Origin of the sequence: Segatella maculosa DSM 19339 = JCM 15638 (assembly GCF_000382385.1) — a bacterium.
GTDB lineage: Bacteria > Bacteroidota > Bacteroidia > Bacteroidales > Bacteroidaceae > Prevotella > Prevotella maculosa.
In genome coordinates this window covers 32,924-54,096 of the sequence record NZ_KB908329.1, presented here as the reverse complement: position 1 = coordinate 54,096, position 21,173 = coordinate 32,924, and the positions used below count along the sequence as shown (strand labels likewise).

General features: G+C 46.2%; 15 protein-coding genes. 12 read left to right on the top strand and 3 right to left on the bottom strand.

Translation table 11 applies throughout. The features are described 5' to 3' along the window. Nucleotides 1–535: 535 nt before the first annotated feature. On the top strand, nt 536–955 hold the full coding sequence (locus H164_RS0109770; protein ID WP_019968452.1) for a hypothetical protein: 420 nt from the start codon (nt 536–538) through the stop codon (nt 953–955). Nucleotides 956–1,167: 212 nt separating this feature from the next. Then, complete coding sequence (locus H164_RS0109765) at nt 1,168–3,486, top strand: outer membrane beta-barrel family protein (protein WP_026356331.1); 2,319 nt, start codon at nt 1,168–1,170, stop codon at nt 3,484–3,486. A 48-nt stretch (nt 3,487–3,534) separates the two neighbouring features. Here H164_RS0109765 and H164_RS0109760 read toward each other — a convergent pair whose 3' ends face one another. Further along, nucleotides 3,535–3,852 carry a MarR family transcriptional regulator gene (locus H164_RS0109760; protein WP_019968450.1) on the bottom strand — a complete coding sequence of 106 codons (318 nt, stop codon included), beginning with the start codon at nt 3,850–3,852 and terminating at the stop codon, nt 3,535–3,537. Continuing rightward, nucleotides 3,846–4,292: a cupin domain-containing protein gene (locus H164_RS0109755; RefSeq protein WP_025829913.1), complete on the bottom strand. Its 447-nt coding sequence runs from the start codon at nt 4,290–4,292 to the stop codon at nt 3,846–3,848. The genes H164_RS0109760 and H164_RS0109755 overlap by 7 nt, the downstream gene beginning before the upstream one ends. Nucleotides 4,293–4,521: 229 nt before the next feature. Between H164_RS0109755 and H164_RS0109750 the strand changes: the two genes are divergently transcribed. The 7 genes from H164_RS0109750 to H164_RS0109705 all read left to right on the top strand — a co-directional run bounded on the left by H164_RS0109750 (nt 4,522) and on the right by H164_RS0109705 (nt 14,876). Beyond that, nucleotides 4,522–4,890, top strand: coding sequence for a winged helix-turn-helix transcriptional regulator (locus H164_RS0109750; protein WP_025829914.1), 369 nt, complete (start codon nt 4,522–4,524; stop codon nt 4,888–4,890). Between the two features lie 53 nt (nt 4,891–4,943). Continuing rightward, nucleotides 4,944–5,801: a BRO-N domain-containing protein gene (locus H164_RS0109745; protein WP_019968447.1), complete on the top strand. Its 858-nt coding sequence runs from the start codon at nt 4,944–4,946 to the stop codon at nt 5,799–5,801. Nucleotides 5,802–6,015: 214 nt separating this feature from the next. Then, the gene (locus H164_RS0109740; protein ID WP_008564232.1) at nt 6,016–8,205 is read left to right on the top strand and encodes a glutamine synthetase III family protein; all 2,190 of its coding nucleotides are present in this window, start codon (nt 6,016–6,018) and stop codon (nt 8,203–8,205) included. Between the two features lie 729 nt (nt 8,206–8,934). Beyond that, nucleotides 8,935–11,751 (top strand): M16 family metallopeptidase, encoded by a 2,817-nt coding sequence (locus tag H164_RS0109730; RefSeq protein WP_019968444.1) that lies wholly within the window; start codon nt 8,935–8,937, stop codon nt 11,749–11,751. 631 nt (nt 11,752–12,382) lie between these two features. Continuing rightward, nucleotides 12,383–12,775, top strand: coding sequence for a TerB family tellurite resistance protein (locus H164_RS0109720; protein ID WP_025829915.1), 393 nt, complete (start codon nt 12,383–12,385; stop codon nt 12,773–12,775). Nucleotides 12,776–12,781: 6 nt separating this feature from the next. Continuing rightward, on the top strand, nt 12,782–14,017 hold the full coding sequence (locus H164_RS0109715) for a hypothetical protein (protein ID WP_019968441.1): 1,236 nt from the start codon (nt 12,782–12,784) through the stop codon (nt 14,015–14,017). A 178-nt stretch (nt 14,018–14,195) separates the two neighbouring features. After that, nucleotides 14,196–14,876 carry a hypothetical protein gene (locus H164_RS0109705; RefSeq protein ID WP_019968439.1) on the top strand — a complete coding sequence of 227 codons (681 nt, stop codon included), beginning with the start codon at nt 14,196–14,198 and terminating at the stop codon, nt 14,874–14,876. 130 nt (nt 14,877–15,006) lie between these two features. Here H164_RS0109705 and H164_RS0109700 read toward each other — a convergent pair whose 3' ends face one another. Next, nucleotides 15,007–15,411, bottom strand: a complete 405-nt coding sequence (locus tag H164_RS0109700) for an outer membrane beta-barrel protein (protein ID WP_019968438.1) — start codon at nt 15,409–15,411, stop codon at nt 15,007–15,009. An 812-nt stretch (nt 15,412–16,223) separates the two neighbouring features. Here H164_RS0109700 and H164_RS0109690 point away from each other — a divergent pair. The 3 genes from H164_RS0109690 to H164_RS0109680 all read left to right on the top strand — a co-directional run bounded on the left by H164_RS0109690 (nt 16,224) and on the right by H164_RS0109680 (nt 21,081). Beyond that, the gene (locus tag H164_RS0109690; RefSeq protein ID WP_019968436.1) at nt 16,224–18,344 is read left to right on the top strand and encodes a protein-disulfide reductase DsbD family protein; all 2,121 of its coding nucleotides are present in this window, start codon (nt 16,224–16,226) and stop codon (nt 18,342–18,344) included. Nucleotides 18,345–18,355: 11 nt separating this feature from the next. Beyond that, nucleotides 18,356–19,648, top strand: a complete 1,293-nt coding sequence (locus tag H164_RS0109685) for an L-cysteine desulfidase family protein (RefSeq protein WP_019968435.1) — start codon at nt 18,356–18,358, stop codon at nt 19,646–19,648. Between the two features lie 164 nt (nt 19,649–19,812). Beyond that, on the top strand, nt 19,813–21,081 hold the full coding sequence (locus H164_RS0109680) for an ATP-binding protein (protein WP_019968434.1): 1,269 nt from the start codon (nt 19,813–19,815) through the stop codon (nt 21,079–21,081). The last annotated feature ends 92 nt before the right edge of the window (nt 21,082–21,173 follow it).

Sequence of the window (21,173 nt, the reverse complement as noted above, 5' to 3'; positions counted from 1 at the left end):
CTGTTTTTAACACTTCAGCAGGCTATCATTCAGAGATGAGAAGCCCATGAAGGCCGTATTCCCATACGATAGTGTAGGGGAAAGCGAGCCAAAACAAGACATTTCGTTGAGAAAAGTAATCGGATAACGATGCCGTATGGGCCGTTCCGCCTTGCAACATCACCCATTTTATACGTCAAAGTGACCCATTTTGCGCGCCGAAATGGCTGATTTTGCAGTGCAATTCCATTGAAACAGGAACGGATTTCGCAGGATTTCATGCCCGAAACTACATCATTTCCGATAACCATTTGATTGTCAGTGCCTTGCAAAACCACAAATTCCGGCGCGTATTTCGGGCGAAAGTGCATCTTGTTTCAAATACGCAAGCTGTGCGAAAGCAATTGTAAACATTTGCGATTAGATTCGATATGTCTCACACGCTAGCGGTCCATGCAAAACAAAATATCTGCCGATACATTGAATTTTTCTCGAAAAAATTTGCAGGATTGGTGCTTTCTCTCTATATTTGCACCATAAATATCTAAAAGATTGTATGATGAAAAGATTATTAATTATCTGTACAGTAGTGTTAACCGCTTGCACCACTTTCACACAAACAGGGGGTTTGGTGAAAGATTTGAAACAACAGAAGAAGGTTTTGATGCTTAATGCTAAGTTGAAAAAGCTTCAAATAGACTTTGAAAAGGAAAGAGCTAACTTCGATAAACTAACAAAAGAGGCTGCAGAGGCTAATGCAACAGCTAATTCTGTAACCACAGACTTCAGCACTTCTGATGCATCAAGCACCGTGGAAGATGCTAAAGCAACGATTAAGAAGCTTAAGGAGGCAAAGAAAATAAACAAGAAGTTGGCCAAGAGTCAGAAGAAGTTGGACTGCTTGCAAAAGAAGATTAGCAAGACACAAGACGACATTGACAAGATGGACAAGACGGTCGAGATTTATAACAAATGATGCATAACAGGCCGTCTGCCCATCGTTAGGCATTCACAACGTCCGGATAGCAGGGGCGAAGCATAGAAAAAATGCTTCTCCCTTGTTTTTTTTGAATGATTATGTCACAAAAAACGTGTTCCTGCGTATAGGAGATAGACACCGAATATCCACATCGTGGCATCAACTTTTCGGTGAGTTCAACCGTCAAAGACCATAAGAACGAAACATATATGAAAACATTTCTCCTTGCAACCTGCCTCTTTTTGCGCGTTTTGAGCAGTGCTTCGGCTACGCCGACCATTGTAGGAAAGGTGGTCAACGCGCAGCAACAACCTTTGTCTTTGGTGAACGTTGTGGTGCTGAACCCCACCGACTCAGCCTTCATTCAAGGTGCAGTGACCGACGAAAACGGGCAGTTTCGCATTGAAGTTCCCTGCGGACAGGCCTACCTTTTGAGGCTCACTTCGGTGGAATATGAGCCACTTTTCAAGTCCATTACGTCCGATGATGCCGGCACGTTGACGCTGAAAGCGCGGCATTATGCCCTGAAAGAGGTGGTCGTAAAGGCCGACCGACCACAATATAAGGTTGTTACGGGAGGCCTTTCCGTAGATATATCAAACACCATTCTGGCCCATTCTGGAACGGCAACCGACGTACTTCGCCAGCTTCCCCGGGTCAATGTGGAAAACGACGGCAGCGTGAATGTGTTCTCAAAAGGCACACCCGAGATCTATATCAACAACAAAAAGGTGCAGGATAAAAGCGAACTTGAGCAGCTGAAGTCCACGGATATAAAAGCCATCGAGGTCATCACGAGTCCCGGCGCCCGCTATAATGCCACCGTGAAGAGCGTCATTCGCATCAAGACAACGCGGCTTCAAGGCGACGGTTTGAGCTTCCGTGCCGACAATAATGCCAAATATAACACCTACTGGACGGGCTTCCAAGAAGACTATTTGAAGTATCGTCACGGCGGATGGGAGGCCTTTATGGACGCCTATGTCTTCACTTTTGTCTCCGCACAAGACCCACATCTCCGCGAAGAAATACAGGGATCGGACAACATTGTGGTTGACCAACACATACGAAACATGAACCGCATGTGGGGACTTCACGCCAAATGGGGCACCAATTACGACTTCAATAGCGACAATTCCCTTGGATTTAGTTATGCCTTGACGCGCTATTTCTACGATAAAGGGCATTCCATTGAGGGCTCACAAGACGTCATGAAGAATGGCAATCCGATAGGGCATATCGACCATGACTATACTTCTGACGGATTAGTCGGGCCTAACCACGAGGCCAATGCCTACTATATCGGGAAGTTGGGTAAGCTGGGTATCGACCTCAATATGACCTACCTATGGAACAAAAACAACGAGAACAAGTTGAGCAAAGAGACGAGTTTGCAACTCCATAGCCAGAATGTGACGACGCATCATGCCCAAAACAACCGGCTTGCGGCAGGCAAATTGCTGCTCTCTTATCCGCTTTGGAAGGGCACAATCAACATGGGAACCGAACTCACAAGCACCTATTCAAAGGGCGAATACCGCAACGATGAGGGCATTGTGAAGAGCACTTCGACCGAGATCAAAGAGCGAAATGCAGCCGGATTTGCCGAATATCAACTCACGTTTGGCAGCCTTTCGGCTAATGCCGGCCTGCGTTATGAGCACGTAGTCTCTGATTATTACGAGCAAGGAGCATGGCAAAAGGGGCCCAGTCGCCGCTATTCGGACTGGTTCCCCTCGCTCTCTTTGGCTTGGCATAAAGGCAAATGGGGCCTGCAGGGCAGTTATGTCTACAAGACGAAACGCCCAAGTTACGACATGCTCAGCAACGAAGTGCAGTATGACAACCGCTATTTCTACGAGGGAGGTAACCCCTATCTGCGCCCGCAAATGGTGAAAAGCCTCAGCTTGATGGCCAGCTATGCGTGGCTAAGTGCCGAGGTTGGGCATGAATATACCAAGGATGTGGTGCTCTGGACGGCCACACTTTACAACGGACAAAACATCGGTTTCAGTCGCAATCTCAATTTCGATAGCTTCCAATATCTCTATGCTTCGGTCGTGGCCTCGCCCAAGTTCGGTTGCTATCAACCCACGTATGAGTTGAATTTCAGTCGCCAACATTTCGATGCCAAGGGCTATGGAAGTGGCAAGAACATGAATAAACCGAACTTTTTCTTCTCTCTTCGCAACCGATTTTCGTTTCCCCACGACTTCACGGTCTATGTGAATTTCCGTCATTCCTTTGGCGAAGACTACGGTTTTAATCACATGTCGCCGACTTCCAACCTGGGTCTTCAACTCATGAAGCAGTTCTGTAACAAGGCATGGACGGTCAACCTGTTCGTCAACGACCTGCTGAAGACCAACGAAGTCAAGTCGTATACTTATGCCGACCGCGTTAACCTTAGCAAGTATGGCTATGAGTATAGCCGCCGCGTGAGCCTCACCGTGACCTATAACTTCAATACTTCGCAAAGCAAATACAAGGGAACGGGCGCAGGAAATGCGGAGAGAGGGAGGCTATAAAAACCTCGTTTCCGGCTCAAACAAAAGAGACGGAACTTCTTTCCCGGCCTATTTTTGAAAGGAGTCGGGGGAAATCTGTTGCTCACACCAGCTCACCAGCCCTTTTATATAGGGCACAATCGATGCTCCCAAGGCTGAAAGCCGGTAAGTATTCCGGCAAGACGCAATGATATTGTCCGCTTTCAAGACGGTGATGGCAGCCGAAACCTCGCTTCGCTTCGTCCCTTTCATCTCCTGTTCAAGTTCGTCTTGCGTCATTGTCTGCCTTTCGTTCAGCAGGTGAATGACCCATAATGTGTTCGGTCCGCAAAGCCTTGCGAGGACATTGCGGACCGGACAATCGGGGAAAAGCGGGTCGGTTACCATTTCAATTCATCGTTCAAGATGGTGCCATCTTGAGCATCTTCTTTTGTAAAAGCGTTGCCTTTGTACTGTACACAGAGCATCAATAGCTCGCTATTTCCCGTGTTTTTCAGTGCTCGTTTGCCTTCCGGGGCCACGCGAATGACGCATCCCTCGCTCACGGGTATCAGCTCTCCGTCCACTTGATACAGGCCTTCGCCCTTCAAAATGAAGTAGAGTTCCTCGTGATTCCTGTGCTTATGCAGGAAACCACTGTCCTGTCCGGGCGCAAAAGCTTGGAAAGAAAGCTCGCTACCCGTGGCATGTAGTGCTCCGCCGACAAACACTTTGCCCGGTATTTCAATATTACCCAACGGAAGAACATAGTCCTTAATGCCACTGAGTTTGCCCACGTTCACTACCGTAAAGTTCTTACCTTCTTTGATTGTTTCAACTGTTTTCATCATCTTGTTCCTTAAAATTGTTGTTTATAATGTTTCTTATTCGCTGCAAAGGTATGCTTTATCAGCCGATGATACAAGTAGGCACGAAAAGGAAAGACAGTTACAAAGAGGTAAGTAATGGGCAAACAGCGCGTCTTTCTGGCTGATGTTTTACATTGTTTAACCATAAAACTTTCGTGACCTACACTCCATTGGCTAATTTTGTGAAACAATTCAAAGAAGAATGACAATGAAACACAACGAAATCCGTAATGCTCTTTATCCCGATTGCCCTGTTCGAAACGTGCTGTCGCGTGTGGGTGATAAGTGGTCGATGCTGGTTCTGTTCTCCTTGGAGGGCCAACCAAGCATACGGTTCAAGGAGTTGCAGCGCAGCATTCCCGACATTTCGCAGAAGATTCTCACCGCTACGCTCAAGATGCTCGAGGCCGACGGCTTGATAAATCGTGAGGCTTTTCCCGAAGTTCCGCCGCGCGTGGAGTATTCTTTGACCGAGAAAGGCAAGAGCCTTCTGCCACTTATCGACGCACTCCTCTCGTGGGCAACAGACAATATGGAGGATATCATCGCCTCGAGGACACAATTTTATCTTAAATAAGGCTTACCTTCGGAGCAAAAGCCATCAAAATAAATTCGTAATCTGAATTACACATGACCAAAAAAGAAATTATCAAGCTCTTTGAAGAACGCAAAGTACGTACCGTTTGGGACGACAAGAAAGAGAAATGGTACTTCTCCATCGTTGATGTTACAGCTGTGTTGACCGATAGTAAGGACTATACCACGGCCCGTAAATACTGGAATAAGTTGAAACAGCGGCTCAAAGAAGAGGGCAATGAAACGGTGACAAACTGTCACCAGTTGAAACTTCGCGCGGCTGATGGCAAGATGCGACTGACCGATGTGGCCGATACCGAGCAGTTGTTCCGTCTCATACAATCCGTTCCGTCGCCCAAAGCAGAGCCTTTCAAACTATGGATGGCACAGGTGGCAAGCACACGTCTCGATCAAATGCAGGACCCTGAGCAATCTATTGAACAGGCGGTTGCCGACTATCGGCGCTTGGGTTACTCGGAAGCATGGATCAACCAGCGCATTAAGTCAATTGAGGTGCGTAAGGAACTGACCGACGAATGGAAACGAACCGGTGTGAAAGAAGGAATTGAGTTTGCCTCGCTCACCGACATCATCACCCGTGAATGGAGTGGCTTCTCCACCAAACAATACAAGCAATTCAAAGGTTTGAAGAAAGAAAACCTACGCGACAACATGACCAATTTGGAAATGGCATTCAATATTCTTGCCGAGGCTTCGGCCACAGAACTTTCCAAACAGTGCGAGCCCAATGGCTTTCACGAACAAAAGAAGGTGGCGAAAGACGGTGGAAGTGTGGCTAAGGCCGCCCGACAGCAGTTGGAAAACAAGCTGGGACACACGGTCATATCTCCTAGAAAGGCTAAAGATTATCTACCACCCCTGCAAGATTCCGATGCCATTGAAGAGAAATAAAAGACCGGCAAACCAAAGTCGGAGGGAAAATATAGGGTCTTCCTATATTTTTATGGTGTCCTCTAGGCATACAATCCGTGCGGCCACAAAGCTTTCCGCAAGAAAAAACATCGTATTTATGCGTGTAAAAGATTAGAACTTCAAAGAAAAAACGTATATTTGCAACCATAATTGCAGAAGTGAATCACGCAGGTTCAGAATAAAAATGAAGAAAATGGTAAACTTAAGATTTGAGGCTGTAGCCCAAGCGTTCAGGAAACGCCCGATAGAAACGGCAGTAATGAAGGAGCGTCCGTCTGAATATTTCGCAAAATATGTGTTCAATCGGCAGAAGATGTACAAGTATTTGCCGGTTGATGTGTATGAAAAACTGGTGGATGTTATTGACAATGGTACCCGACTCGACCGTTCGATAGCCGACGCTGTGGCTGAAGGTATGAAGCAATGGGCGCAGGAACACGGCGTGACTCACTACACTCACTGGTTCCAACCCCTTACGGAAGGTACGGCAGAGAAGCATGATGCCTTCGTGGAACACGATGGAAAGGGTGGCATGATTGAGGAGTTCTCGGGCAAACTGCTGGCACAACAGGAGCCGGATGCCTCTTCTTTTCCCAACGGAGGCATCAGAAATACGTTTGAAGCGCGTGGATATAGTGCATGGGACCCAACGTCTCCGGTGTTCATTATTGATGATACGCTGTGCATACCTACCATCTTCATCTCGTATACGGGCGAAGCCTTGGACTACAAAGCGCCCTTGTTGCGCTCACTACATGCTGTGAACGTGGCCGCAACAGAGGTGTGCCATTACTTCAATAAAGACGTGAAGAAGGTCAGCACCAACTTAGGTTGGGAGCAAGAATACTTCCTTGTGGACGAAGATCTCTACTCGGTTCGCCCCGATTTGATGCTGACCGGCCGCACTTTGATGGGACATGACTCAGCCAAGAACCAGCAGATGGACGATCATTATTTCGGCACCATTCCCGAAAGAGTGCAGGCCTTTATGAAGGATTTGGAAGTACAAGCCCTCGAACTCGGCATACCTTGCAAGACAAGACATAACGAAGTGGCACCCGGACAATTTGAGTTGGCACCGATATTCGAGGAATGTAACCTCGCTGTTGACCATAATATGGTGTTGATGAGTCTAATGAAAAAGGTGGCTCATAAGCATCATTTTAGGGTGTTACTTCATGAAAAACCGTTTGCCGGAATCAATGGAAGTGGAAAGCATAATAACTGGAGTTTGACCACAGATACAGGCATTTTGCTTCACAAATCGGGTAAGACGGCCGAGGACAATCTGCGGTTTGTGGTCTTCATTGTAGAGACATTGATGGCCGTTTACAAGCATAATGGCTTGCTGAAAGCCAGCGTAATGAGTGCCACCAACGACCATCGGCTCGGTGCAAATGAGGCTCCTCCGGCCATTATCTCGTCGTTCTTGGGCAGGCAGCTCAGCGATTTGCTCGACCATATTGAGCTGGCCGACAAGAAAGACCTTTTCACCGTGGCCGGTAAAAAAGGCATGAAGCTCGACATACCTGAGATACCTGAGCTGCTTATCGACAACACCGACCGCAACAGAACATCGCCTTTTGCCTTCACGGGTAACCGTTTTGAGTTCCGTGCCGTGGGCAGTGAGGCCAATTGCGCCAGTGCAATGATCGTGCTGAATGCCGCAGTTGCCGAGGCACTCACCAACTTCAAGCAGCGCGTTGATGCCCTTATTGCCAAGGGAGAAGACAAAACCGGGGCGATTATCGACGTGATTCGCGAAGACATCAAGACCTGTAAACCAATCCGTTTCGACGGTAACGGCTACAGCGATGAATGGAAAGAGGAAGCACGGAAGCGCGGACTCGATTGCGAATCGTCATGTCCGGCCTGCTTCGACCGCTATTTGAACGAAGCCAGCATCAGGATGTTTGAGACCACGGGCGTGATGAAACGCAACGAATTAGAAGCCCGCAACGAAGTGAAATGGGAGACCTACACGAAGAAAATCCAGATAGAAGCACGTGTCATGGGCGACCTTGTGATGAATCATATCGTGCCTGTCGCCACACATTATCAGAGCCAATTGGCCAAGAACGTGCAAAGTATGATCGAAATCTTCGGACATGAAGAGGGAAAACAGCTCACGGCACGCAACATCAACATCATCAAAGAGATTGCAGAGCGCACACAACTCATCGAAACGGGCGTGGAAGAGCTGGTCAATGCCCGCAAGGTGGCCAACAAAATCGAGGGTGCCCGCGAGCGAGCCTTTGCCTATCACGACACCGTTGCGCCCAAGATGGCGGCCATTCGCTATCAGGTGGACAAGTTGGAACTCGTGGTGAGCGACGAACTTTGGACGCTTCCGAAGTATCGCGAGCTGCTGTTTATCCGATAAAAGAAAAGCAAAAAGATAAAAAAGTAAGAAGGTAAAAGGGTAGAAACAAGCGCAACAGCCTTCGTCTTTAGCATCTGATTTTCTATATCAGTTCATTTTATTTTGCAAACTCAGCTATTTTGTGCGGCAATATGGGCCATTTTGCACGCTAATCTCACCCATATTAGCGCGCAAAATGGGTGAGTTTGAGACGTAAGGTTCAAGTCGTTGATAATCAATTCGGTTGACAGTCGACGAGTAAACGGGGTGAACAAGTTGATTGTTCATGCAACGCATTCGCTTGTCAACTGGTTTACTCGTCAACTGTGCTGGAGCGGACGCACGAGCCGTGCGTCCCTACACGCCTCTTGCCTGCAAATCATTTTTTAATAGAACTAATCATAAAGTTCAAAATTCAAAATTCAATGTTCAAAGTCAAGGTCCCTACATGCCTCTTGCTTACAAATTATCTGGTCATTCGGCTAATCCTAAAGTTCAAAACTCAATGTTCAAAATTCAAAGTCAAGAACCTCAACGTTCAAAGTCAAAATTAATACATGCCGAAAAACGCTTTCTGAATGATAAATTCATACTGAAACAGCATAAAAAAATGATAAAAACGAACACAATTACATTATTTATATTACCTTTGCAAGTGTCCGACGGCACGCAATAAGCGCAAGACAAACGCGCATGGTGCAGACTTTCGGCATGGTAAAGCGATTTATTCACTAACAAAAATACTTATACATGAAACTTAAAAACTTATGGGTAGCTGCGCTACTGATGCTGGCCGGTACGGCTCAGGCACAGCCGCAGATGACTATCCCTGTAGACAAGGACGTGAGAATAGGCAAGCTCTCGAACGGGCTTACCTATTATATCCGTCACAACAACTGGCCGGAGAACCGTGCCAACTTCTACATTGCCCAGAAAGTGGGCTCCATTCAGGAGGAAGAAAGTCAGCGTGGCTTGGCTCACTTCTTGGAACACATGGCCTTCAACGGCTCCGACCACTTCAAAGGCAACAACCTCATCGAATGGTGCAGGGCAAACGGTATCGAGTTCGGGGCCGATTTGAACGCCTATACCAGCATCGATCAGACGGTATATAACATCAGCAACGTGCCTACACAGCGTGCAGGGGCCATCGATACCTGCCTGATTATCCTGCGCGATTGGTCGACCGGGCTGACACTCGACCAAGAAGAAATCGAGAAAGAGCGCGGCGTTATCCACGAAGAATGGCGGCTTCGCACGAGTGCTTCAAGCAGAATGTTCGAGCGTAACCTGCCCGCACTCTACCCCGGCAGCAAGTATGGTCTGCGTTATCCCATCGGTTTGATGAGTGTGGTGGACAACTTCAAGCGCAAAGAGCTTGTGGATTATTACCACAAATGGTATCATCCCGACCATCAAGGCCTCATCATCATCGGTAATGTAGACGTGGATAAGGTCGAAGCACAAATCAAGAAGCTCTTCGGCGACATCAAGAATCCCGAGAACGAGGCTCCTATCGTTGACGAACCCGTGCCCGACAATGCCGAACCCATCGTTATTATCGACAAAGACAAGGAAGAACAGAGCTCAAGCGTAGACTTGATGTTCAAGCACGACGTGTTCCCCGACTCGCTGAAGGGCAACATCAACTATCTGATTTACGAATATCTGAACAATGCTATCGCAAGCATGCTCAACAACCGCTACACCGAGGCTGCGCAAAAGGCCGACTGTCCGTTCGTGAATGCTTATGCCGGCGATGGCAACTACATCTTTGCAAAGACCAAGGATGCCTTCTCTATCGATGCTTCGCCTAAGGATATCACCCTCACTGCTGCCGCTTTGAAGGCCGCATTCATCGAAGCTCGGCGTGCAGCAACGTTCGGTTTCACCGCTACGGAATATGCCCGCTTCAAGCAAGATTACCTAAGTAGGCTCGATAAACAATACAGCAATAAAGACAAACGCTACAATTCACAGTTCTATCGTGAGTGCCTTGGCCACTTCTTGAACAATGAACCAATGCCCGGAATCGAGTACACTTATCAAACAATGAAGCAGATTGTGCCGATGATTCCGCTGGAAGCTGTCAACCAACAAATCAAGGAACTCATTCCAGAGAACGACAGCAACATGGTCATCATCAACTTCAACAACGAGAAAGAAGGCAATGTTTATCCCACAAAAGAGCAGCTGCTCGACGCTGTGAAGGCTGCCCGCGCAGCACAAATCACAGCCTACGTGGACAATGTGAAGAACGAACCGCTCCTCAAACAGCTGCCCAAGGCCGGCAAAATCGTGAAAGAAACCAAGAGCAAGAAGTTCAACTACACCACACTGCAGCTCTCCAACGGCGTGAAAGTTATTCTCAAGAAGACCGACTTCAAGAAAGACCAAGTGCTCCTGAGCGGTAATGGCGGCAGTGGTTCTACCACATACGGCCTCAAAGACTTTGCAAACTTCAACACGTTCGACGATGTTATCGGCATCAGCGGACTTGGAAACTTCTCCAGTACCGAGCTTCAAAAGGCCCTCGCCGGCAAGATTGCCAATGCAAACTTGACGATGAACGAGCGCAAGATGAGTGTCGACGGCAACGCAACGCCCAAGGACGTAGAGACAATGTTGCAGATGGTATATCTCTACTTCACCAACATCAAGAAAGACAACGACGCCTTCAACAACCTCATGCAGCAGTATGAGCTGGCGTTGAAGAACCGCGAACTCTCTCCGGAGACAGCTTTCAGCGATTCACTTTCAGCCACCCTCTACGGTCACAACCCCCGTGTTGCACCGCTACTCTTCAAAGATTTGAAGAACATCAGCTACGACCGCATTCTGCAAATGGCCAAGGAACGCACCGCAAGTGCACGCGGTTGGGAGTTCACCGTCATCGGCAACTACGACGAAGCAACCATTCGTCCGCTCATCTGCCGCTACCTTGGCTCGCTGCCTGCCAAGACCATCAACACTGCCTCAAAGCGCAACCGCTTCATGGTAAAGGGTAAAGTTGAGAACATCTTCCAACGTAAGATGGAAACACCAAAGGCCAACGCCTACATGGTTTGGCATAACGAAAGCCTGCCCTACACACTTGAGAAGAGCATTCAGATGGACATGGCAGCCCAAGTGCTCTCCATGCTTTATCTGAAAGAAATCCGTGAGGAAGCAAGCGCAGCCTACTCGTGCGGCGCATACGGCGGTTCTTCCCTCGCCGACGACGGTTACAAGAGCTATCAACTCATTGGTGTCTGCCCAATGAAGCCCGAAAAGAAGGACATCGCCCTGAAGATTATGACCGAAGAGGCTGACAAGCTCGCCAACGCCTGCGATGCAGAGATGCTCGGCAAGGTGAAAGCCGTCATGCTCAAGCAGATTGACGACAAAGCCAAGACCAATGGCTTCTGGAACAGCACCATCTACGAGTATGACAAGCTGGGCATCGATACCTACACCGACTACAAGAAGCTCGTTGAGGCACAGACCCCGCAAAGCATCTCGGCCTTCGTGAAAGCCTTCCTCGCAACAGGAAGCAAAATCACCGTCGTGATGTTGCCGAAGGAATAAGATAAGCCTTTATACCTTTTTATATATATGACGGAAAGGTAAACAATTCGCTTTCGACAATTTGGATAGATTGTGGATTAGTTGTAGTTGGTCCACAATAAGAATAAAGAGCTTTGCATATTGCTGCAAGGCTCTTTCTCGTTTATAACCAACGTTATCAAAACGCAATAGTAAGCGGTTTATAATAGCCTTTATGGAGAAAGTTATTACGTCATCGCTTGCGAACAATGATATTTTTAAGTATGAGAAATTACCTTTCTGCATAAAGTTTTTTCAGAAAAGAAACTTTTAGTAAGGAAATTTACCTATCTTTGCAATTGAATCTCCAGTACATCTGTGTGAAGGTGTGCGTTATAAAGAGTTCAACTTTTGAAAAAGAGCGTTTGAAATATTGTCCTTCACTGAAATGTGGAAGTTTCAATGTACCGAGGATAATGGCAATACGCTCACGCTTGGATTATTATACCTTTCTCAAAAGGCATGATATATCTATAGGCGTGGGCTATTGTTTGTTATTCGGTACAGGTACTTCCACAGCCTCAGTGAGATAACATTCAATAGTTCCCACGCTTTTTCCATTTAATAATCGCTTACTTCTGGGAAACAGTGGGCAAAATATATTTAAACCTTTATGGAAATAAGCAGGCAAACGCAATTCCTTGAGCTATACCGCATGGTTATGGCAGACGGAATCGCACATCCAAAAGAAATGGAAACACTCTATCGTATCGGATTAGAGAAGTATGGACTGACCAATGAGATGATGGGGCATATCATATCTTCTGGAGGAACTTCTGCCACCATGCCCAAACTACCTCAAGAGCGAATACAGATTCTCTACGAAATGGCATTGATTGCATGGGCAGATGGTGCGATTGAAGAGTCGGAACGGAGCTTATTGCGGCGCTATGCCTTGATGTATGGCATCAAAGAAGAAGAAATAGAAAATCTTATAGATTTTCTTCTTACGAATGCAAAGGAGAATACCGATGAAGATGAAGTTATAAAATCTTTAGAAAAATAAGAAACTATGGCAAACATAAAGATGAAAATCAGTGAGCTCTTCAACCAAACCACTGCTACTCCGGCCAAACCAGACGAAAACCTCAACACTCAAAATCCGAACAACAAGCAAGAAGGAGAAACCTATCATCATTGGGGTTTAAGAGTCTGTGCTATTGCTAATGGAAGTAATTACACTTTAGTGCCCTATTTGCACAACGTCTATAATTACATTCACCATGAGCAAGTTCAGAATGAGTATTTACAAGAGCAGCAACATAAAAATTTAGAATGCCAGATAGAACAGAAAAGAAACGATATTGAATGCCTCAACCAAAAACTGAACGTCTGCAAGCAGGCACAAACTGATTACAAAGAAAACATTGATGAGCTGAAAAATGAAAAGAATAGTTTACGGAATAAGGCTTATGAAGTAAACAAGGGAGCAAAAATAAAATTGCTATTGGGGCTTGTGATATTAATTCCTCTTACGATATATTTGTTCTTATTTTATAGTTCCACTTTCTATTCCGCTTTCTTCAAAGATTTCGGAGAGGGCGCAAACCTCATGAACTCAATGTTTGATGCCAATGCCTTGAGTAAAGCATTGGAAACAAGCATCACAGAACTCTGCTTCGTCTTGTCTGCTCCCGTCATTTTCATGGGACTTGGTTTCAGTCTTCACTTCTTTACCATTCAGAAAACGTGGACGAAGTATATCAAAATGGGAGCTATTCTCGGCATAACATTCCTTTTTGATGCCATATTGGCATATATGATTGGCAAGCATCTCCACGACATGGAAGTGATTATCGGTACAGCAGGACTGGATAGCACCTACGGTATAGGAGATGCAATAGGAGATATCAACACGTGGGCCGTAATCTTTTGCGGTTTTATTGTCTACATCATCTGGGGAATTGTCTTCGATATGTCCATGAGTGCATATGACCAATTAGATCTCAACAAGATCAACATCAAGGCTATCGATAAAAGAATTGAAGAAATAGAGCAACAAGTACGTGAAGAAAAAACAAAAGAACAATCCATCAATAAAGAAATCAACGAGCTAAACAATAACATCAGCGATTTAACCTCTCAAATAAGCAGCAACGTTATCATAGATAAAGCTGTGATACGTACGGAAATGACAAACTTCTTTGCGGGTTGGATTGCTCAGATGAACGTACTTGGGCAGGCAAATATCGACCAATTGTCAGCCAACGAAACTTTCAAAGAAACATTAAATTCATTATCCATCTAAATACTGACAAGTTATGCAAAAAGTATTATCAAAAATTTTCAGCGTTGCAGCGTTATCATGTTTCATGCTTATTGTCTCTGTAAGCTGCAGCAACTCTCCTAAAAGTAAACAGAACGCAACAGAGAGACCATTGAACATATCCATTTTTCTGGATTTGTCAGACCGCCTGACGAGAAGCATGGAACCCTCACAAATGAGCCGCGACACAGCGATCATCGGTTATATTGCAGATTATTTCAAGGCCCACACTTTAGGCCCACAGATTTTACAGAGCAAAAACAGCATCAAAATCTTCTTTTACCCCACGCCACACAGTTCCGACATCGCCACACTTGCCAGTGAACTAAGCGTAAACCTGGAACAATATAAAGGAAAGGATAAAAGAATCGTACTTGAAAAGATGAAAACGAAGTTTCAAAACAACCTGACTCAAATCTATATTAAAACCATATCCGAGAAGAATTGGATAGGCTGCGACATTTGGGACTTCTTCAGCAGCAAGAAAGTTGATTCGCAATGTATCAAAAAAGATGCAAGAAACATATTAATCATTCTCACAGACGGCTATCTGTTTGCCGAAAACAACAAAATAAAAGAAGGAAATTCCTACTCATACATCCTCCCACAAACATTACAACAGAAAGACGCATCACTCATCGTAAAGAGAAAGGGATTGGACAACTTAGAAGTTAGAATTCTTGAAGTTAATCCATATACCAAAGAACAAGGCTATAAGATGGTACCCATTCTCGAAAAGTGGCTGAGAGACATGGGAGTAAGTGGAGAGAATTTAACCGTTGCAGAGACCGACTTACCGACTAACACATACACCGTCATTAAAAGTTTTCTTGAACAATAGCATGCTATATATAAAGAAGCCGGACGCTCAATGCGCCCGGCTTTTTCGTTGCCTGTATCTGTCTGGAAGACGATTACTATGATTTTACAAGTCCAACTACTTTTCTTTTAGACTTACCAACCTTGAGCTATCAGTAATTCAAGCCAAAACCAATAGAGACATAAAAGCGCGTATAATCCTTAGAATACGAGTTCCTCGAATCATAATAGCGAACACCGAGACCTATGATGGGTTTCACTTTCGAATTACCCAAGTGTCCATAAATACCCGCATCATAGTAGCTGTATCGCCAATTCTCGCTCTTTCTGAAGTTATCTCCAAAACCCAATCGCCCATCAATGTCGATGAGGCTGCTTTTCAAGAAGGTATATCCTGCATTGACCCCTGCAACAGGACAGTCATCATAGCTCTTCACGCCGTCTTTTTTGAACATATTGATGGCATACTCACCCTTTACGTTCACAAAGAAGCGGTCGGTGATGTTATACCCAAGGCTTCCTCCAAACGCGTAAGGCTTGAAATCGCTATAAAACATACACCCTTGTGTTGCAACCTCAACTCGAAAGTTATCAGACTGTGCGAATACTCCCAATGGAAGGAGCCAAAATACAAACATTAAATATTGTTTCATCATTTCTGTTTTTTAAGAATATTCCCGTTGTTCATGATTAAATGCGCTTCGTTCATCACTGTTCCATGAGTGAACAAACCAAGAACGAAACACGCTCCATAGCAAAAACACTTCTCCATAAGCATTAATTTATAAGTTAAACCCTGCGGCAGACGATGATTTGTTACAGATAACCGTCTGCTTTCGCAAATATAAACAATAAAGCAACGCAAAACAATAAAACTATAAAAAACAGCTTGTAATTTGAATTAATTAACGCTCTTGTCGCATCATATACGCTTATCTCCCCCTTGAAAAGGGCAAGATGCGCTTCCTTATGAACCATCTGTCCACTTTGATTTTATAGGAAACAGGAGCCCCAACGACATATCCAAGCTCGAGATAACGCAGCTATAAGACCCGAGATAGCGTGATGTTGCCTCGAGAGATATAACACATTGCGAATTATCACCATGGTGAGACGAATTTCTCTGCATGCAGAGAAATATTTATCACCATGGTGATAAATATTTCTCACCATGGTGAGACAAATTTATCTGCACGCTGATAATTCGCAATGTGTTATATATCTCGAAGCAGAATCACGTTGTGGGCAGCGTCGAAGTCCTTATATCATGGCCAAAGGAGAGCCTTCTTCTGTCTTAAAAAACATTTATCGGGGGCGCAATCTGATAAGTATTTCGTATATTTGCAGCTAAAACAAACAACGACAAGATATGAAAAAGATAACTTCAATCGCCGTGATGCTGATGCTGGTTGTCATGGCAAGTGCACAAATCCAGTCGCCCGTGAAGTTCAATGCCCGGCTGAATACGGGCAAATCGGCCGAGGCCGAGCTTGTGTTCACGGCTAAGATTGCCGCCGGATGGCATGTTTATTCAACGCGACTTGGGGCAGAAGGGCCTACTTCGGCAGCGTTCAAGGCCACGAAGATGGACGGTGTTGAACTCGTGGGACGGCTGCAGGCGCACGGGAAAGAGATATCCAACTACGACAAGAACTTCGACATGACGCTGCGCTATTTCGAACATGGCGTCACGTTCACGCAGAAAGTGAGGTTCACAAAGCCCAACTATGTGCTGCAAGGCCATTTGGAATACGGTGCCTGCAACGACCAAAGTTGCCTGCCACCCACGACGGTTGAGTTCGAGAAGTCGGGGAAGAGTCCGGCCGTTGCGGCTGTGAAAGAGGCGAAAGCCGAGGCCGGAAAGGAAGCGCCTTCTGCTGAATTGTTGGCCGCTATGACCATGGCTGCCACACAGGGCAACCCAGATGCGCAGGAAGGTTTGGCGAAATTGCAGGCCGACAGCATGGCAAAAGCACGACAAGACAGTGCAGCAAGCATGGCTGCCGCAGCCAATTCGTCGCTCTCGAAGGCCGAGAAAGACGCGCTATGGCAGCCGGTCATCAAGCAACTCAATGCACAGAACGGCAACGACGGCACAGAACATCAAAGCTGGAGCTACATCTTTCTGATGGGCTTCTTGGGCGGTTTGCTCGCGCTGTTCACCCCTTGTGTGTGGCCAATCATACCGATGACCGTGAGTTTCTTCCTCAAACGGGCGAAGGACGACAGGCGAAAAGGCGTGCGTGATGCCATCACCTACGGCATTTCCATCGTGGTTATCTACCTCGCATTGGGCTTGGCCGTGACGCAAATCTTCGGTCCTTCGGCCTTGAACGCATGGTCTACGAAGCCTTTCTTCAACATGGTGTTCTTCCTGATGCTGGTGATTTTCGCCGTAAGCTTCTTCGGATGGTTCGAGATAAAGCTGCCCGAGAAATGGGGAAATGCCGTGGATTCGAAGGCATCTTCTACCACCGGACTGCTCTCGATCTTCTTGATGGCGTTCACGTTGACGCTGGTCAGCTTCTCATGCACGGGCCCGATTATCGGCTTCCTGCTTGTGGCTTCCACCACATCAGGCTCGCTTCTCGGTCCGGCTTTCGGCATGTTGGGCTTTGCAGTGGCCTTGGCTTTGCCGTTCACGCTGTTTGCCATGTTCCCAAGTTGGCTGAAGAGCGCTCCGAAGTCGGGTGCGTGGATGAACACCATCAAGATAGTCTTGGGTTTCATTGAGCTGGCCTTCTCGCTCAAGTTCTTTAGTACGGCCGACATGGCGTCGCATTGGAACCTGCTTAGTCGCGAGGTATTCTTGGCTATATGGATTGTAATCTTTGCGGCATTAGGCCTTTATCTCATCGGAAAACTCAAGTTCCAGAGCGATGCTGTGGGCGGAGATATCAACAAACCGATGCCTGTTCCGTGCATCATGTTGGGCCTTTGCTCGCTCGCTTTTGCGGTTTACATGGTGCCGGGCCTGTGGGGTGCGCCCGTAAAAGCCGTGAGTGCATTCGCTCCCCCGATGGAAACGCAAGACTTTAACCTCAATACCAAGGTTGTGAAAGCCCACTATACAGACTACGAAGCGGGTATGGCTGCGGCGAAAAGCCTAAGGAAACCCGTGCTGATTGACTTCACCGGATATGGTTGTACGAACTGTCGTAACATGGAAGCTGCCGTGTGGACCGACCCACGTGTCATGGAAATTCTGGAGAAAGACTATGTGCTTATCTCGCTATATGTGGACGACAACATGCCTCTTCCACAGGAAATAGAAATCAAAGAGAATGGGCAGAAGCGCATACTTCGCACAATTGGCGACAAATGGAGCTATCTGCAACGCAGTAAGTTCGGTGCCAATGCCCAACCATTCTATGTGCCGGTAGACAACGAAGGCAATCCTTTGGCCGGCAGTTATGCCTACAATAAAGACGTAAACGCTTATATTAACTTCCTGAAGAAGGGCCTTGATGCTTATCAAAAGAAGAGATAATCCTTACCGAAATGCTCGATAAAGAAACGCGAAAACACATACTCGACCTCGTTAACCGCGAGGTCGTGCCCGCTGTGGGCTGTACGGAACCGATGGCAGTGGCCCTCTGTACGGCTCGAGCCACGGAGCTTTTGGGCTGTAAACCGGAAGGAATCAAGGTGCTACTCAGTACAAATATCCTGAAAAACGCTATGGGAGTAGGCATTCCGGGCACAGGAATGATAGGCCTTCCTATCGCCATTGCGCTCGGCAGTTTGATAGGAAAGAGCGACTATCAGCTTGAAGTTATCAAGGATCTTTCGCCCGAATCGCTCGAAGAAGGCAAGCAGTTTGTGGCCGAAGACCGCATCTGTATCGGGCTGAAGAGCAATAGTTGTGAGAAGCTTTACGTGGAGGTGACTTGCGAAAGTGAGGGACATCAGGCCACAGCCATCATCTCCGGGGCACACACCCGCTTTGTCTTTGAGGCGCAAGACAATAAGATTTTGCTTGACAAACGGCAGGCATGTAGTGAAGAAACGGCCGAAAACGATATTCAACTGAACATGAAGCTCGTGTGGGATTTCGCTATGACAGCACCGACAGACGAGCTTCGTTTCATTCTCAAAACCAAGGAATACAACCTCCGGGCAGCCCGCGAAAGCCGTAAGGGCAACTATGGTCACTGCCTTGGAAAGACCATGGACCGCCCTTTGAGCCATGGAATTTTCGGCAATAGTATCTTCTCTCATATCATTGCCACCACGGCTTCGGCCTGCGATGCACGTATGGGAGGCGCCATGATTCCTGTGATGAGCAACTCAGGGTCGGGCAATCAAGGCATCTGTGCCACCAATCCTGTGGCCGTATATGCCGAAGAAAACGAGAATACCGAAGAGGAATTGATTCGCGCACTCATGTTGAGTCACCTCACAGCCATCTACATCAAGCAAAGTCTTGGCAAGCTAAGTGCCCTCTGTGGTTGCGTGGTTGCGAGCATAGGAAGCAGCTGTGGGATTACTTATCTCATGGGAGGAAGCTACCAAGATGTGTGCCATGCGGTGAAGAACATGATTGCTAACCTCACCGGAATGATATGCGATGGTGCCAAACCCAGCTGCTCTTTGAAGATATGTTCAGGCGTCAGTACGGCCCTTTTGAGTGCACTTCTGGCCCGCGAAGGGCGACATGTGACCTCAGCCGAGGGCATCATCGACGATTGTGTGGACCAAAGTATCCACAACTTGACCAGCATCGGCAAGGAAGCCATGTGTGCAACAGACGACATGGTGCTGCGAATCATGACGAGCAAGCAGGGATGTTGACTCCTTTGAAAGAAGTCTTTTGTCCCTTTATGCAAAGGAATCGTTTCGTCAATGTAGCCGAATGAATGGCAAATATCGGACAATCTGCATAAAAACGTCCATTAAAGTTGTTATAATGGACAAAAACATGTAAATTTGTCCAGTATAAACAAGAAAGTGTCCAAATGTTACAAGAGACCATTCTCCAGCAAAAGGTAGAGCGAAACAAGCTTATACAAATTGATTACCAGCCCAGATGCTATCACGAGCAAGTAGAGAAATACCTGAAATCTAACCTCATGAAGTTGATTACGGGGCCTCGACGTGCAGGCAAATCGGTGTTTTCTCTTCTCTTGTTAAGGGGAAAACGTTTCGCTTATCTTAATTTCGATGATGACAAGTTGCTCAAGGAATTTGACGAAGAGCATATCATGCAAGTCTTGAAAGAGGTCTATTCTGATTATGATTATCTTCTTTTAGACGAGCCACAGAACCTTCCCAATTGGGATTTATGGGTGTCTAAGCTCTACCGTAGAGGTTATAATCTTATCATTACGGGGTCAAATTCCAATTTACTTTCCAGTGAAATGGCATCCCTGTTAACAGGCCGTTATCTTTCGATAGAGATACTTCCGTTTTCTTTGAGAGAGACTCTTGAATACCGAAAAAGTAACTTTCAGCCGGCTCTACCCGAAGACAAAGCCGACTTCATGCTACAAGTGGAAGACTATTTTCACTATGGAGGCTATCCGGAAATCATCAACAACAGAGACATTACAGAGAGTTATTTGAAGACACTCTTCGATTCTATCATCATGAAAGATATCGTGCGTCGCTACAAAGTGAGGAAAGTGGAGGAGCTATATCAATTTGCCACCTACATGATCAGCATTTTTACAAGTCCTTTTACCTATTCTTCCATAACCGAAGAACTTGGCCTTAGCAGTAAGACCACCGTACAGAAGTTCTGTACTTACCTTAAAAACTGCTACCTTTTCTTTTATTTGCCAAGATATAACCACAAGTTGAAGCTCATGCAGAAAGCGCCTCAGAAAGTCTATATCGTGGATAACGGTTTCCTTTCTTCTTCAGCTTTCCAAATTTCAGAGAACAAAGGGCGACTTCTTGAGAACCTTGTTCTGCTGGAATTTATACGACGTAAATATGAAATCGGAAAGAACCTGTTCTATTATCGCAATCAATCCGATAAGGAAGTCGACTTTGTCGTCAGAGAAAATAATGTTGTTCGGCAGCTTGTTCAGGTTTGTTGGGATATGAGTAATCCTAAGACTCAAAAGCGAGAGATTGGTTCCTTAATGGCCTGCGCAAAGGATTTTCCCAATGGAGAACTGTTTGTCATCACGTGGAATGAGCAAAAAGAAATCACCATGAATGCGAAAATCATCCATGTCATACCTTATTATAAATGGTGTCTGTCGTATTCAAGAAATTGAATATGATAGAACAGAGAATTCTCTTCAAAATCTTTTTATGAAGTTTTCAAGCGGTTTTTCTCCAAATTATTGTATCTTTGCATAAGATATAG